Source organism: Microbispora sp. NPDC046973, assembly GCF_040644495.1.
Classification (GTDB): domain Bacteria; phylum Actinomycetota; class Actinomycetes; order Streptosporangiales; family Streptosporangiaceae; genus Microbispora.
Genome location: NZ_JBEYWQ010000001.1, coordinates 714,892 through 727,739 on the forward strand (window position 1 = coordinate 714,892; position 12,848 = coordinate 727,739).

Below are 12,848 nucleotides of genomic sequence, written 5' to 3' on the forward strand. Positions count from 1 at the left end.
CGCGCCGTTCTATATATGGTTCGACTTCGGATGTCACTCGCGAGTCAACCATCCTGTGAGACGGGGTGGACGCCGCGGGCGTCCGTCTTTTCCGGAGTTACCGGCGCGTGAGCGTTCCGCGCGACAGGCACCAGGTCCGTACGGAATTCCGGCAGAACGTGGCGAGGGCGACGGGGGGATCACCCATGGCGCGCGGAACGGCGGCGGTCGTCACGCTGCTGCTGTCCGCTCTCCTGGTCAACCTCGTGCTGCCGCATCACGGGCCGGCCCTGGCCGCCGTGACGGAACGAACCGTGGAGCGCTCGGAGTCCCACACCCGCGACTTCGAGTACGACGCGCCGCATTCGCAGGGGCGGACGAGCGCCTCGGCCCCCCACCACGGCTGCGTCCTGCGCGGCCTCGGCGGGCGGCAGCATTCCGCGCCCTCCCCCCGCCGGCAGTCGGTCCAGGTCTCCACGACCGTCACCGAGTCCGCCGAGCCGGACACGTCCGCCGGGGCCACCCACGCGCGTACCGCGCGAAGCAGACACGCCCCCAGCGCGGGGCAGCCGCCGACTCCCGTCGTCCTGCAGGTCTTCCGCTGCTGACAGGCAGCGCGTTCCGCACGACCTGACCGCACCGGCGCCCCTGCGGCCGCGAGGCGTTCCTTACGCCTGCCCGCGGCCGGGGTTCCCGCCTGCCCGCGATCGGAGCGGGCACGGCCGCCAGGTCCGGAGCGCGCCTGACGTCACGTTTCCCGCCGACCTCAAGAACGACAGAAGAGCGCGAGGCCATTCATGCAGTCACTCCCTCGACGCGGAACCGCGCCGCTCCGGCGTGCGCTCCGTACCGACCTGACCGCCTCGACGGTGGTCTTTCTCGTCGCCCTGCCGCTGTGCGTGGGCGTGGCCGTCGCCTCCGGCGTGCCGGCCGAACTCGGCCTGGTCACCGGAATCGTCGGCGGCCTGGTCGTCGGCCTGCTGCCCGGCAGCAGCCTGCAGGTCTCCGGCCCGGCGGCAGGCCTGACCGTTCTGGTCGCCGAGACCGTCGACGCCTACGGGCTGCGCGTCCTCGGCGTCGTCGTCCTGGCCGCCGGGCTGCTGCAGCTCGCCCTCGGCGGGCTGCGGCTCGGCCGCTGGTTCAGGGCCATCTCCGTCGCTGTGGTGGAGGGCATGCTCGCCGGGATCGGCCTGGTCATCATCGCCGGCCAGCTGTACGCGATGGCCGGGGTGAAGGCCCCGGCGAGCGGGCTCGCGAAGATCGCCCACCTGCCCGGTCTCGCCGCGGACCTGGTCACCTCGGCCCCGGCCGCGACGGCGTTCGCGGTGGGCGCCGGCACGATCGCGGTGACGGCGCTGTGGAGCCGGATGCCCGCGCGGGTCCGCGTCGTGCCCGGCGCGCTGGCCGCGGTGGTGCTCGCCACCGTCGTCACCGCGTCGCTGCGCCTGCCGGTGGCGAAGATCGAGGTGCGCGGCCTGCTCGACGTGATCCAGCCGCCCGGCCCGGCCGAGGCGGGGCGGCTGGCCGACCTCGGCGTCCTCGCCGCGATCGTGGCGTTCGCCCTCATCGCCTCCGCCGAGACGCTGTTCTGCGCGGCGGCGGTGGACCGGATGCACGACGGGCCGCGCACCGACTACGACAAGGAACTCCTCGCCCAGGGGGTGGGCAACACCCTGTGCGGCCTGCTGGGCGCGCTGCCGATGACCGGGGTCATCATGCGCAGCGCGGCCAACGTGCAGGCGGGCGCGAAGACCAGGCTGTCCCGGGTGCTGCACGGGGTGTGGCTGCTGCTGTTCGCCGCGTTGCTGCCGGCCGTCCTCGGTCTCATCCCCGTCGCGGCGCTCGCCGGGGTGCTGATCCACGCGGGGTTCAAACTCCTGCCGGTCGGAAAGCTGGTCCCGCTGTGGCGGGCACACCGGGGTGAGGCGGTGATCCTCGTCGTCACCGCGGTGGCGATCGTGACCCTCAACATGTTCGAAGGCGTCCTGATCGGCCTCGTCCTCGCCGTGGTCAAGGCCGCGTGGGAGACCTCGCACATCCAGGTCGAGGTCGACGACGGGGGCGACGGCCCGGTGCTGGTCAGGCTCGCCGGGAACGCCACCTTCCTGCGGCTGCCGACGATGCTCGACACTCTGGAGGCCCTGCCGACGGACCGCCCGATCGAGTTGGACCTGATCGGGCTGCGCCACCTCGACCACGCCTGCCGTACGGCGCTGATCACGTGGACGGACCGGCACAACCGGGAGAGCGCCGAGCGGGTCCGGCTCATCCAGGAATCGGTCTGACGCACCCTCGAGACCGGGACGGCTCGCGCGGCCGTCCCGGTCCGCGTCGCCGACGGCTCCCGGCCTGTTCCCCGATCACGATCTCCTGTTATCGTCACTGTGACGATTAAGGAGGTCGTGGTGGCGCTGACCGATCTGCTGGGGCCCCTCCTGGAGCCCGCCATCACCCTGGGCGGCGTGTCGACGAGCTGGGCCGAGCTGCTCGGATTCGCGACAGGGGCGCTCACCGTCTGGCTGGTGGTCCGCCAGCACGTCTGGAACTGGCCGATCGGCGTCGCGAACGTCGTCCTGCTCGGCCTCGTCTTCCTGGCCGTGGGCCTGTACGCCGACGCGGCGCTGCAGATCGTCTACGTGCTCCTCGGCCTGTACGGCTGGTGGCAGTGGCTGTACGGCGGGGCCGGGCGGACCACGCTCACGGTCACCAGGACCGGCCGCGCGGAGTGGGGATGGCTCGTGCTCGCGGGCGCCGCGGTGACCGCGCTGCTCACCACGGCACTGGCGACCTGGACCAATTCGGCCGTCCCGTTCTGGGACGCACTGACGACCGCGCTGTCGCTCATGGCGACCTACGGCCAGTGCCGCAAGCGGGTGGAGTCGTGGTGGCTGTGGATCGCCGTCGACCTGGTCTACATCCCCCTCTACGCGTACAAGGACCTCTACCTCACCAGCGCGCTCTACGTGCTGTTCCTCGCGCTGTGCGTGGCCGGGCTGCTCGCCTGGCGGCGCCACCCGGCCGCCCGGCCCGCTCCCGCTCCCGCGGCGACGCGATGAGCGCCCGGTACGCGCACGGGCTGGTGGTCGGCAAGTTCTACCCTCCGCACGCCGGCCACCACCACCTCGTCGACACCGCCGCCGAGCGGTGCGCGCTGGTCACGGTGGTCGTCGCCGCCGCCAGCGTGGAGAGCATCCCGCTCGCCCTGCGTACGGCATGGCTGCGCGAGGCGCACCCGCAGCCCCACGTGGTGGTGGCGCCGGTGGTGGACGACGTCGAGATCGACTACGACGACCCGGAGATCTGGGCCGCGCACGTCGAGGTCTTCCGGCACGCGCTCGCGCTGGCCCACGGCGGCCTCGCGCCGGACGTCGACGCCGTCTTCTCCTCCGAGGCGTACGGGCCCGAGCTGGCCCGCAGGTTCGGCGGCGCGCACGTGGCGGTCGATCCGGACAGGGTCCGCCACCCGGTCAGCGGGACGATGGTCCGCGACGATCCGGTGTCCGCGTGGCCCTGGCTGAGCCCCGCCGTGCGCGCCCACCTCGCCTGGCGGGTGGTCGTCGTCGGGGCCGAGTCCACCGGCACCACCACGCTCGCCCGCGCGCTGGCCGCCCACTACGCCGCACGCGGCGGAGTCTGGGCGGCGACCCGGTGGGTGCCCGAGTACGGCAGGACGTACTGCGAGGAGAAGCTCGCCCTGGCCCGCCGGGCGGCCGCGGCGGCGGGGGCGCCGCAGCCGTGGCTGGACGACCTGGAGTGGGAGCCGGAGGAGTTCACGCTGATCGCCCACCGGCAGCTCGCCTGGGAGGAGGCGGCGGCGCGGACCGGGTCGCCTGTGCTGTTCTGCGACACCGACGCGCTCGCCACCGCGCTGTGGCACGAGCGCTATCTCGGCACGGTGAGCCCCGAGGTGCTGCGCGTCCACGAACGGGCCCGCCACGACCTGTGGATCCACACGTCCGTGGACGGCGTGCCGTTCGAGCAGGACGGCTGGCGCGACGGCGAGCACGTGCGGCACGGCATGGACCGGCGGCTGCGCGCGGAGCTGGCCGGCCGCGGGCTCCCGCACGTCGTCGTCTCCGGGCCGCCCGAGGAGCGGCTGACCGCCGCCGTGCGGGCGGTCGACGATCTCGTCGCGGCCGGTCGCCGGTTCGCCCCGCCCTTGTGAGCTGTGTCTATACGAGAACGCATATCGATCGGCTGTCCATATGAATATTGGACATGTTCTGAACCTTTTGCTTTGCTCCTGCGTCTGACGCATCTGTGACGGACGAGAGCAAGGACACGCCATGACACGAACCCTGCCGGTCACGCTGAAAGCCGCCGTGATCACGGTCGCCCTCCTGGCCGGCGCCGTTCCCGCGGCGACCCCCGCCACCGCCGCCACCGCCGCCGCGCCCCGGACGGACGTGGCCGCCGCGTTGCGCGCGCTGGAGACCTCGTTCAAGGGCCGCATCGGCGCGTACGCGATCGACACGGCCACCGGGAGGACGATCGGCTATCGGGCGGGCGAGCGGTTCGCGCTGCTGTCCACCTTCAAGGCGGTGGCCGCCGCGGCGGTGCTGGACCGCACCACCGACCGGGAGCTGACGCGGAAGATCGTCCACTGGACGGCCGGCGAGGTGAAGCCGAACTCGCCGGAGACGAGCAAGCACGTCGAGGACGGCATGACCCTCGCGGAGCTGGCCCGGGCCGCGATCATCTACAGCGACAACACCGCCGGCAACATGCTGCTGAAGCGGATCGGCGGTCCCGACGGGCTCACCCGCTACTTCCGCACGCTCAAGGACCCGGTCTCCCGGCTGGACCGCTGGGAGACCGAGCTGAACGAGTGGTCGCCCAAGGAGAAGCGGGACACCACCACGCCCGCGGCCGTCGCCCGCGACCTGCGCGCGCTTACCGTCGGCGACGCGCTCGGCGCGAAGGACCGCTCCCGGCTGATCGGGTGGCTGCGCGACAACACCACCGGGGACGCGCGCATCCGCGCGGGGCTGCCCGCGACGTGGATCGTCGGCGACAAGACCGGCACCGGCGGCACGTACGGCACCGCCAACGACATCGCCGTCGTCTGGCCGGCCAAGGGCGCCGCCCCGATCATCATGGCGATCTACACCGCCCGCCTCGCCGCCGACGGCGCGGTCGACAACACGGTCATCGCGCGGGCGGCGACCGTGCTCGCGCGCGGCCTCGGCCGGCTCTCGTAAATACCGCGTTACCGCGTTATGGGGCCGATCGCGCTTTACGGCCCCATAACCTTGTCTATAGCCATTTGGGGGAGGTTCGTGTGAACGCCACGGGGAAGGTGCTGCGTCTGGCCGCCATGGGAGCGGCGGCGGGCGTGCTGGTCGCGGGGATCGCGCTGCCGGCGGTCGGAGGCGCGGGCGTCGGGCTGGTGTCGGCCGTGGAGGACGTGGGCCTCGAGCCCCGGGACCTCGCCGAGCCTCCGCTGGCGCAGGTTTCCGTCGTGCAGGACGTGAAGGGCCACGAGATCGCGCGGTTCTACGAGCAGTACCGCGAGGTCGTCCCGCTCGACGAGATCGCCGACATCATGAAGACGGCCATCATCTCGATCGAGGACTACCGGTTCTACGAGCACGGCCCGATCGACATCGAGGGCACCCTCCGCGCCCTGGCGAAGAACCTGCAGTCGGACAGGGTGGCTCAGGGCGGCTCCTCCATCACCCAGCAGTACGTCAAGCAGGTGCTGCTCAACGCCGCCCAGACCGAGGCGGAGAAGAACAAGGCCCTGGAGGCCAGCTACGCCCGCAAGCTCAACGAGCTGCGCTACGCGATGGGCGTGGAGCAGAAGTACTCCAAGGACCAGATCCTGGAGAAGTACCTCAACATCGCCTACTTCGGCGCGGGTGCGTACGGCGTCGAGGCCGCGGCCAAGCGGTTCTTCGGGGTCGACGCGAGCGAGCTGACACTGCCGCAGGCGGCGACGCTGGCGGGAGCGGTGCAGGACCCCAACGCCACCGACCCCAACCTCGGCAAGACCAGCCGCGACCGGCTGCTGAAGCGGCGCAACGTCGTGCTCGACCGGATGGCCGAGCTGGGCAAGATCACCAAGGATCAGGCGGCTCAGGCGAAGAAGGCCAGGCTCGGCTACAAGGGGACCCCGCTGCCCGGCGGCTGCGAGTCGAGCACATATCCGTACTTCTGCGTCTACGTGCGCAACGAGATCCTCAGCAACCCCGACTTCGGGAAGACGGCCAAGCAGCGCCTGGCGTTCCTCAACCGCGGCGGCCTGACCATCAAGACCACGATCGACCCCACGATGCAGGCCGCCGCCGACAAGGCGATCAGGAAGTGGGTCCACCCGACCGACAACCCCGTGGCCGCCGAGGCGCTGGTCCAGCCCGGCACCGGGGCGATCAAGGCGATGGCCGCGAGCCGTCCGTACGGGACGCGCAAGAGCAAGAACGAGGTGTCCTACAACCTCGTGGCCGACGTCGCGCACGGCGGCGGCATCGGCTTCCAGGCAGGTTCGACCTTCAAGACGTTCACCCTGCTCACCGCGCTGAAGCAGGGCATGAAGGTCAACGACGGGTTCAGCGCGGGCGCCGGTTACACCGCACCGTCCTCCACGGCGTTCAAGAGTTGTGACGGCACGAACGTGGGCGAGACCGGCTTCACGGTCACCAACGACGAGGGAGCGCCCGGCTGGCTGACCCTGCAGACCGGCACCTGGCACTCGGTCAACACGTTCTTCATGGAGCTGGAGCGCCGCGTCGGGCTCTGCGAGGTGGTCAAGACGGCCAAGTCGCTGGGCATCCACCGCGCCGACGGCGCCCCGCTCCAGGAGTACGAGACGTTCACGCTCGGCATCAACGAGATGGACCCGGTGACGGTCGCCAACGCCTACGCCGCGATCGGCGCGCGCGGCAAGTACTGCGCGCCGATGGCGATCACGCGGATCACCGACAGCACCGGCAAGACCACCGACTACAAGCCGAAGTGCCGCCAGGCCTTCGACCCCGAGGTGGCGGACGCGGCGGCGCACGTGCTGTCCGGCGTCCTGACCAAGGGCACGATGGCCTCGGTCGGTGGCATCGGGCGTGACGCGGCGGGCAAGACCGGGACCAACGACAACTCCTCCTCCGCCTGGTTCGCCGGGTTCACCCCCGACCTGGCGGGCGCGGTCAGCGTCGGCGATCCGCGCGGCGCCCAGAAGTACAAGCTGAACGGCGTCACCATCGGGGGCCGTTACTACGGCTCGGTCTTCGGCGCCAGCATCCCCGGCCCGATCTGGAAGGACACCATGCTGAGGGCCCTGCGCGGCGTGCCGGCGACGGACTTCACGCCGGTCGACAGCGAGCGGTTCGGCGGCTGTGGCGACAGTTGCCGGGGGCTGGTGTCCGTGACGCCTCCGACGGGGGGCGACGGCCCGACGGGAGGCGGCGACACGCCGGTGACGATCCTGCCCAATTAGTCGTCCAGCGCGTCGGCCGTGTCGAGGACGCGGAACAGCCGGGTCAGGTTCGTCCAGCGGAGGATCCGCAGCACCTGGCCGGCCGGCGCGATGAGGGCCAGGTCGCCGTTCCTGTCGCGCAGGTTGTGCACCAGGCGCACGAGCAGCCCCACGCCCGTGGTGTCGATGAACCGCACCTCGCTGAGGTCGAGGGCCAGCCACGGGCCGTGGGCCTCGATCTGGGCGAGCAGCGGTTCACGCAGGTGCCGCACCGCGTGGAGATCCAGCTCTCCGCGCAGTCCGAGCACCCACCAGCGGGTGGGGGAAGGGGATTGTGCCGTCCACGTCTCCACGGTGGTTCCCTTCGCTCTCCTTGGCGCCGGGGACCACCGGGGGAGCAGGACGGGGAGGTCCGGGGCGACCGACGAAGCGCTTCGACCGACACGCCGATGAACGTACGAGCTGAGCCGCACTCAGCGTAACAATCCCCCTCCGTTGCGTCGATCGCGTGAAGCAAAGCTTCCATGGCCACGAAGGAGTCGAGTGGCTATTGTCACGATCCATGGGGGTTAACCGCGCGCTGAGGCGCCGGCTGGTTCTGATCGGAGGCGTCGTCGCGCTGGCCGCCGCGGGATCCGCGCCGCTCAACGAGGAGCTGAGCAGGGCCGTCGCCGTCGCGTACGCAGCGCAGGGTGCCCTGCCGTACTCGTGGGGCGGGGGACACGCGGCGCGGCCGGGGCCCTCGAAGGGGACCTGCCGGGGCTACAGCGGCTCGGTCAAGCCCTGCCCGGCGAGCCGGACGCGCGGCCTCGACTGCTCGGGCTTCACCCGCTGGGTGTACGACCTGGCGTTCGGCGACGACGTGCTCGGCCCCGGCAACACCGACGACCACATCGGCCGGCTGCGCAGGGTCGGCGTGCCGCAGCCCGGCGACCTGGTCTTCTACGGCAGGCCCGGCAGGACCCACCACGTCGGGGTCTACGTCGGCGGAGGAAAGATGATCAACGCGTTCGCCACCGGGACACGCATCCGCATGGACGACGTGTCCGCGCTGGACGATCTGCTCGGTTACTACCACTACCGAGCCTGATCCCTATGCTTGCCCCCGTCATGGTGAGACTGCGGGTTCTGGGGCGGATCACGGCGGAGGTCGACGGGCGCCCGGCGGACCTCGGGACCTCGCTCCAGCGCGCCGTCCTGGCCCGGCTGGTCTGCGCCCAGGGACACGTGGTGTCGACCGACCGGTTCGTCGACGACCTGTGGAGGGGCCAGCCGCCGCCGCGCGCGCTGGGCGCGCTCCAGGTCTATGTCTCCAACCTGCGGCGGGCACTGGAGCCGGGCCGCGCCCCCCGCGCCGCCGCCCGCGTGCTGGTGAGCGCTCCTCCCGGCTATCGGCTGGCGCTGGAGCCCGGCGACGTGGACGCCTGGCGCTTCCCCCGGCTGGTCGAGTCCGCCGCCGGCCTGCTCACCGAGGGGCGGCACGCGCGGGCGCTCGAGGTCGTGGACGAGGCCCTGGCGCTGTGGACCGGCCAGGCGTACGCGGAGTTCGTCGAGGAGGAGTGGGCCGTCCCCGAGGTGGTCCACCTGGACGAGCTCCGGGCGGTCGCGGTGGAGTACCGCGCCGAGGCGGGGCTCGCGCTCGGCCGCCACGCCGAGGTCGTCCCCGAGCTGGAGCGTCACCTCACCGCTCATCCCCTGCGCGAGAACGCCGTACGGCTGCTCGCACTCGCCTACTACCGGGCCGGTCGGCAGGGGGAGGCGCTGGCGGTCCTGCGCAGGACCCGCGCCCTGCTCGCCGACCAGCTCGGCGTCGATCCCGGGCCCGCACTGCGCGCGCTGGAGGCGGACATCCTCGCGCAGGCGGAGTCGCTCGACGCGCCCCCTGCGGTCCGGGCCCCCATGGTTGCGGCCTCCGTGGTTCCGGCCTCCGTGGTTCCGGCCTCCGTGGTTCCGGCCTCCGTGGTTCCGGCTCCCGCGCCTACGTCGGGCCCTGAACCCGTCCGCATCGTCGGCCGTACGGCCGAGCTGTCCCGGCTGGCCGCCGCGGCGGAGCGGGCCCGGGCCGGTTTCCGCATCGCCTGGCTGGGCGGCGAGGCGGGCTCGGGCAAGAGCACGCTGGCCGACGCGCTCGTACGGCGCCTGGCGGCGGACGGCTGGCAGACCGTGGTCGGGCGCTGCCCCGAGACGACCGGCGGCGTGCCGCCCGCGTGGGCGTGGAGCGAGGTGCTGCGCGAGCTGTCGGCGACCTGCCCGCCCGAACCCGGGACCGCGGCCCGGCTGGCGCCCCTGCTGACCGATGACGCCGCGCCGGTGGGCCAGTTCTGGCTGGCCCGGGCGGCCGGCGACTACCTGGAGGGCGTGCCGGGACCGCTCCTGATCGTGCTGGAGGACGTGCACCGGGCCGACGAGGAGACCCTCCAGCTCCTGCGCCACCTGGCCGGCCGCCTGACGCGGACGCCGGTCCTCGTCCTGCTGACACACCGGCCCGCCGAGGCGGGCGACGACCTCACCACCACCGGGGCGGCGCTCGCCGTGCAGGCCGTGGAGAACATCACCCTGGGCGGTCTCGGCGAACGCGAGGTGGCCCGCCTGCTCGCGGAGCGTTCCGGCGCGGAGGTCGACGAGGCCACGGTGCGCACGGTCACCGAGCGCACCGGCGGCAACCCGCTGTTCGTGACGGAGACGGCCCGGCTGCTCGCGGTGGACGGCCCGTCGGCGGCCCACGCGCTGCCGCCCGGCGTGCGCGACCTCATCCGCCGGCGTCTCGCCCGGCTGCCCGCGACGGCCCGGACGACGTTGCGCAACGCCGCGGTTCTCGGCCGGGAGGCCGACGCGGACGTGCTGATCGCCATGCCGGGGGCCGACGAGGAGACCGTGCTCGACGGCCTGGAGGCGGGTGTGCTGTCCGGCCTGCTCGAGGAGCCGCGCGCCGGCCGCGTCCGGTTCGCCCATGTGCTCGTCCGCGAGACGCTGTACGAGGACATCCCGCGGCTGCGCCGTACGCGCATGCACGGCAAGGTCCTGGCGGCGCTCGAGCGGGTGCGCCCCGGCGACGTGGGGGCGCTCGGGCACCACGCGCTCGCCGCCGCGACCACCGCGACGGCCCTCACGGCGGCGGAGTACGCGGCGCGGGCCGCCGGGCAGGCGAGCGCGCTGTACGCGCACAAGGAGGCGGCGGCGCTGCTGGAGGGCGCGCTGGGCGCGCTCGACCTGGTGAGCGAAGGGGCAGACGACGCGTCCCGGGACGTCCGCCTCGACCTCCTGTGCCGCCTGGTGTCCGCGCAGTCGCACGCGGGCGACGTGATCACGGCGGTGCGCAACCGGACGAAGGCCCTCGCGGTGGCCCGCCGGACGGGGAACCGGGCGGCGGTGGCGCGGGCGGTGGCCTCACTCGACGCGCCGGTCATCTGGACCATCCAGCCCGACCGCGTGCTCGACGCCGATCTCGTCGCGGCGATCGAGGAGTCGCTGCCCGCGGAGGCGGGGGAGCTGCGCTGCCGGATGCTCGTCGCCCTCTGCCACGCGCTCGAAGGACACGACGCGGAGCGCATCGAGGCGGCCAGTGCGGAGGCGCTGGCGATCGCGGACGCCCTCGGCGACCTCCGCCTGCGGTGCATGGCGCTCAACGGCCGCTACTGGGTCTGCCTGACCCCGGACAGGCGGGACGACCTGGAAACGCTCGGGCATGACCTGCTGGCCGCCTCGGCCGCCGCCGGGCTTCTCGGCTACCAGACGCTCGGCCACTTCTCGCTGCTCATGGCCGCGCTCAGCCGCAACGACTGGACCACGGCCCGCCGGCACGCCGACAAGGCCATGGAGCTGTCCACGAGCGGCCAGCTCGGCCTGGCCCTCGGCATCCTGGCCTTCCTCGACGCCCTGCACCTGCTGGTCAGGGGCGAGTTCGAGCGGGCCGAGAGCGTCTACACGCAGCTCGGAGAGCGGCTGGCCGGCACCGGTGACGCCAACGGCGCGATGGTGGGGACGGTCGGCCGCTTCGTGGTCAAGCTGGCGGCGGGGCGGGTCCACGAGTCGGTGGAGGAGCTCGCCGCGCTGTGGGAACGCCTGCCGCAGGACGTGGGCGAGCTGTACACGCGGGCGCTCGTCGGCGCCGGCCGTCTGGAGGAGGCGCGCACGGTGTGGGCCTCCGCGCGCGTTCCCCGCCGGGACTACTACTGGCTGGTGTTCATGTCCCTGCGCGCGGACAACGCGATCGCGCTCGGTCACCGGGCGGCGGCGCAGGAGTGCTACCGCCTGCTGCTGGCGTCCGACGGCGAGCTGGCCGGGCTGCACTCGGGCTCGGTCACGCTCGGGCCGGTCGCGCACACGCTCGGCGACCTGGCGGCCTTCCTGGGCAGGCCCGGCGACGCCGAGGCCCACTACCTGCGGGCCGCCGAGGTCGCCCGGCAGGTCGGCTCCCCGCACTGGGAGGAGGCCGCCCGCCGGGCGCTCACGCGGCACCGAAGATGAGCCGCTCGCGCCGGAGGTGGGCGCGGCGCATCAGCGCCAGCATCACGACGAGGACGGGCCCGGCCAGCTTGCGCAGCTCCGCCAGCTCCTCCGGCCGCGCGTGCTGCTCGATCCTCGGCAGCTCGAAACGCACGTCGCCGCCCTTGCGGACGTGCTGCTCCATCTCCTCCCAGTCCGCGCCGGAGACGTGCCGCATGATGATCGGGAAGATCGTGCGCTCCTCCTCCTGGATGTGCTCGTCGAGCAGGTCGGCCAGCCGGCGCAGCGGCTTGGCCAGTTCGGCCGGGTTGCCCGCGACCGCCTGGATCTCCTCGAGCAGCGGGTCGAGCTCGGAGTGGTCCTCGCTCAGCTCGCTCAGGTCGATCTCGGCGCCCGCCGAGCGGACGAGCAGCGGCCACAGGTGGTCGTCCTCCGCCTTGTGGTGGTGGTGGATGCCGCGGCACAGCTTGGTCGCGTACTCGCGGATGGCGGCGGCGCGCTCCGGGCCGCACGGCTGCCGGCCCGCGGCGATCTCGGCGGTGACGTCGGCGAGGCGCCGGGAGTCGGTGCGCATCGCCCGGTGCGCGATGCGGAAGCCCAGCAGGTTGGGGGTGTCGGACATCGGAGGACCCTTCGTGAACGTGGGGGACGGTGGTGCGTCACGCTCACTGTGCGGCCCGGCACTTGGGGTCGATTAAGACCCTACTTAAGACGATTCCCATGGGACGGGAGATAGCCGTGGGGAGAACCCGATAGCTTGTTCCCCTATGGACAGCCGATGGGTGGGACCGGAAGGATACGAGATCGTCCCCGCGTACCGGCGCGACCGCCAGGTGCTGCGGGTGCGGCGCAACGGTCAGGTGGTCGCCGACTGTCTCTCGGTCGAGGAGGTCGCCCGGTATGTCGATCTCGCCGACCTCTGCGAGGTGATCCCGCTGCCCGTCAGGGCCGCCGACGCCCGTACGGCCGTCAAGTAGCCTGCTCACAGGCGTAACAGCAGCGGGCCCTGGGCACT

Annotated in this window: 11 protein-coding genes; 9 read left to right on the plus strand and 2 right to left on the minus strand. The window is 72.7% G+C overall.

From position 1 onward, the window contains the following. The first annotated feature begins 185 nt into the window (after positions 1-185). The 6 genes from ABZ860_RS03485 to ABZ860_RS03510 all read left to right on the plus strand — a co-directional run bounded on the left by ABZ860_RS03485 (position 186) and on the right by ABZ860_RS03510 (position 7,408). Positions 186-587 (plus strand): hypothetical protein, encoded by a 402-nt coding sequence (locus ABZ860_RS03485; protein WP_357214410.1) that lies wholly within the window; start codon positions 186-188, stop codon positions 585-587. A gap of 189 nt (positions 588-776) precedes the next feature. Next, positions 777-2,264: a SulP family inorganic anion transporter gene (locus ABZ860_RS03490; RefSeq protein ID WP_357214412.1), complete on the plus strand. Its 1,488-nt coding sequence runs from the start codon at positions 777-779 to the stop codon at positions 2,262-2,264. 99 nt (positions 2,265-2,363) lie between these two features. Continuing rightward, complete coding sequence (gene pnuC, locus ABZ860_RS03495) at positions 2,364-3,035, plus strand: nicotinamide riboside transporter PnuC (protein WP_357214415.1); 672 nt, start codon at positions 2,364-2,366, stop codon at positions 3,033-3,035. Beyond that, positions 3,032-4,144, plus strand: a complete 1,113-nt coding sequence (locus ABZ860_RS03500) for an AAA family ATPase (protein WP_357214418.1) — start codon at positions 3,032-3,034, stop codon at positions 4,142-4,144. Before pnuC ends, ABZ860_RS03500 begins: the two co-directional genes overlap by 4 nt. A 121-nt stretch (positions 4,145-4,265) precedes the next feature. Further along, complete coding sequence (gene bla, locus ABZ860_RS03505) at positions 4,266-5,180, plus strand: class A beta-lactamase (RefSeq protein ID WP_357214421.1); 915 nt, start codon at positions 4,266-4,268, stop codon at positions 5,178-5,180. A gap of 80 nt (positions 5,181-5,260) precedes the next feature. Further along, positions 5,261-7,408 carry a transglycosylase domain-containing protein gene (locus ABZ860_RS03510; RefSeq protein WP_357214424.1) on the plus strand — a complete coding sequence of 716 codons (2,148 nt, stop codon included), beginning with the start codon at positions 5,261-5,263 and terminating at the stop codon, positions 7,406-7,408. Here the strand turns inward: ABZ860_RS03510 and ABZ860_RS03515 are convergent. After that, a complete protein-coding gene (locus ABZ860_RS03515) occupies positions 7,405-7,740 on the minus strand; it encodes an STAS domain-containing protein (RefSeq protein ID WP_357214426.1) in 336 nt (111 codons plus the stop codon). The genes ABZ860_RS03510 and ABZ860_RS03515 overlap by 4 nt on opposite strands. A gap of 209 nt (positions 7,741-7,949) precedes the next feature. On the opposite strand from ABZ860_RS03515, the gene ABZ860_RS03520 reads away from it, so the two are divergent. Both ABZ860_RS03520 and ABZ860_RS03525 read left to right on the plus strand, forming a co-directional pair. Then, positions 7,950-8,477 carry an NlpC/P60 family protein gene (locus ABZ860_RS03520; protein ID WP_357214429.1) on the plus strand — a complete coding sequence of 176 codons (528 nt, stop codon included), beginning with the start codon at positions 7,950-7,952 and terminating at the stop codon, positions 8,475-8,477. Positions 8,478-8,497: 20 nt separating this feature from the next. After that, positions 8,498-11,854, plus strand: a complete 3,357-nt coding sequence (locus ABZ860_RS03525) for a BTAD domain-containing putative transcriptional regulator (protein WP_357214431.1) — start codon at positions 8,498-8,500, stop codon at positions 11,852-11,854. On the opposite strand, the gene ABZ860_RS03530 is transcribed toward ABZ860_RS03525, so the two are convergent. Next, positions 11,835-12,455 (minus strand): hemerythrin domain-containing protein, encoded by a 621-nt coding sequence (locus ABZ860_RS03530; RefSeq protein WP_357214434.1) that lies wholly within the window; start codon positions 12,453-12,455, stop codon positions 11,835-11,837. The two genes, ABZ860_RS03525 and ABZ860_RS03530, sit on opposite strands and share 20 nt — an antisense overlap. Positions 12,456-12,600: 145 nt before the next feature. Between ABZ860_RS03530 and ABZ860_RS03535 the strand changes: the two genes are divergently transcribed. Continuing rightward, positions 12,601-12,810: a transposase gene (locus tag ABZ860_RS03535; RefSeq protein WP_357214436.1), complete on the plus strand. Its 210-nt coding sequence runs from the start codon at positions 12,601-12,603 to the stop codon at positions 12,808-12,810. Positions 12,811-12,848: the final 38 nt, after the last annotated feature.

What these genes read in the sequence shown, in the direction of transcription:
- bla (WP_357214421.1), top strand. Translation starts at nt 4,266, where the DNA reads ATGACACGAACCCTGCCGGTCACGCTGAAAGCCGCCGTGATCACGGTC.
- ABZ860_RS03520 (WP_357214429.1), top strand. Translation starts at nt 7,950, where the DNA reads ATGGGGGTTAACCGCGCGCTGAGGCGCCGGCTGGTTCTGATCGGAGGC.
- ABZ860_RS03490 (WP_357214412.1), top strand. Translation starts at nt 777, where the DNA reads ATGCAGTCACTCCCTCGACGCGGAACCGCGCCGCTCCGGCGTGCGCTC.
- ABZ860_RS03530 (WP_357214434.1), bottom strand. Translation starts at nt 12,455, where the DNA reads ATGTCCGACACCCCCAACCTGCTGGGCTTCCGCATCGCGCACCGGGCG.
- ABZ860_RS03500 (WP_357214418.1), top strand. Translation starts at nt 3,032, where the DNA reads ATGAGCGCCCGGTACGCGCACGGGCTGGTGGTCGGCAAGTTCTACCCT.
- ABZ860_RS03485 (WP_357214410.1), top strand. Translation starts at nt 186, where the DNA reads ATGGCGCGCGGAACGGCGGCGGTCGTCACGCTGCTGCTGTCCGCTCTC.
- ABZ860_RS03535 (WP_357214436.1), top strand. Translation starts at nt 12,601, where the DNA reads ATGGACAGCCGATGGGTGGGACCGGAAGGATACGAGATCGTCCCCGCG.
- ABZ860_RS03525 (WP_357214431.1), top strand. Translation starts at nt 8,498, where the DNA reads ATGGTGAGACTGCGGGTTCTGGGGCGGATCACGGCGGAGGTCGACGGG.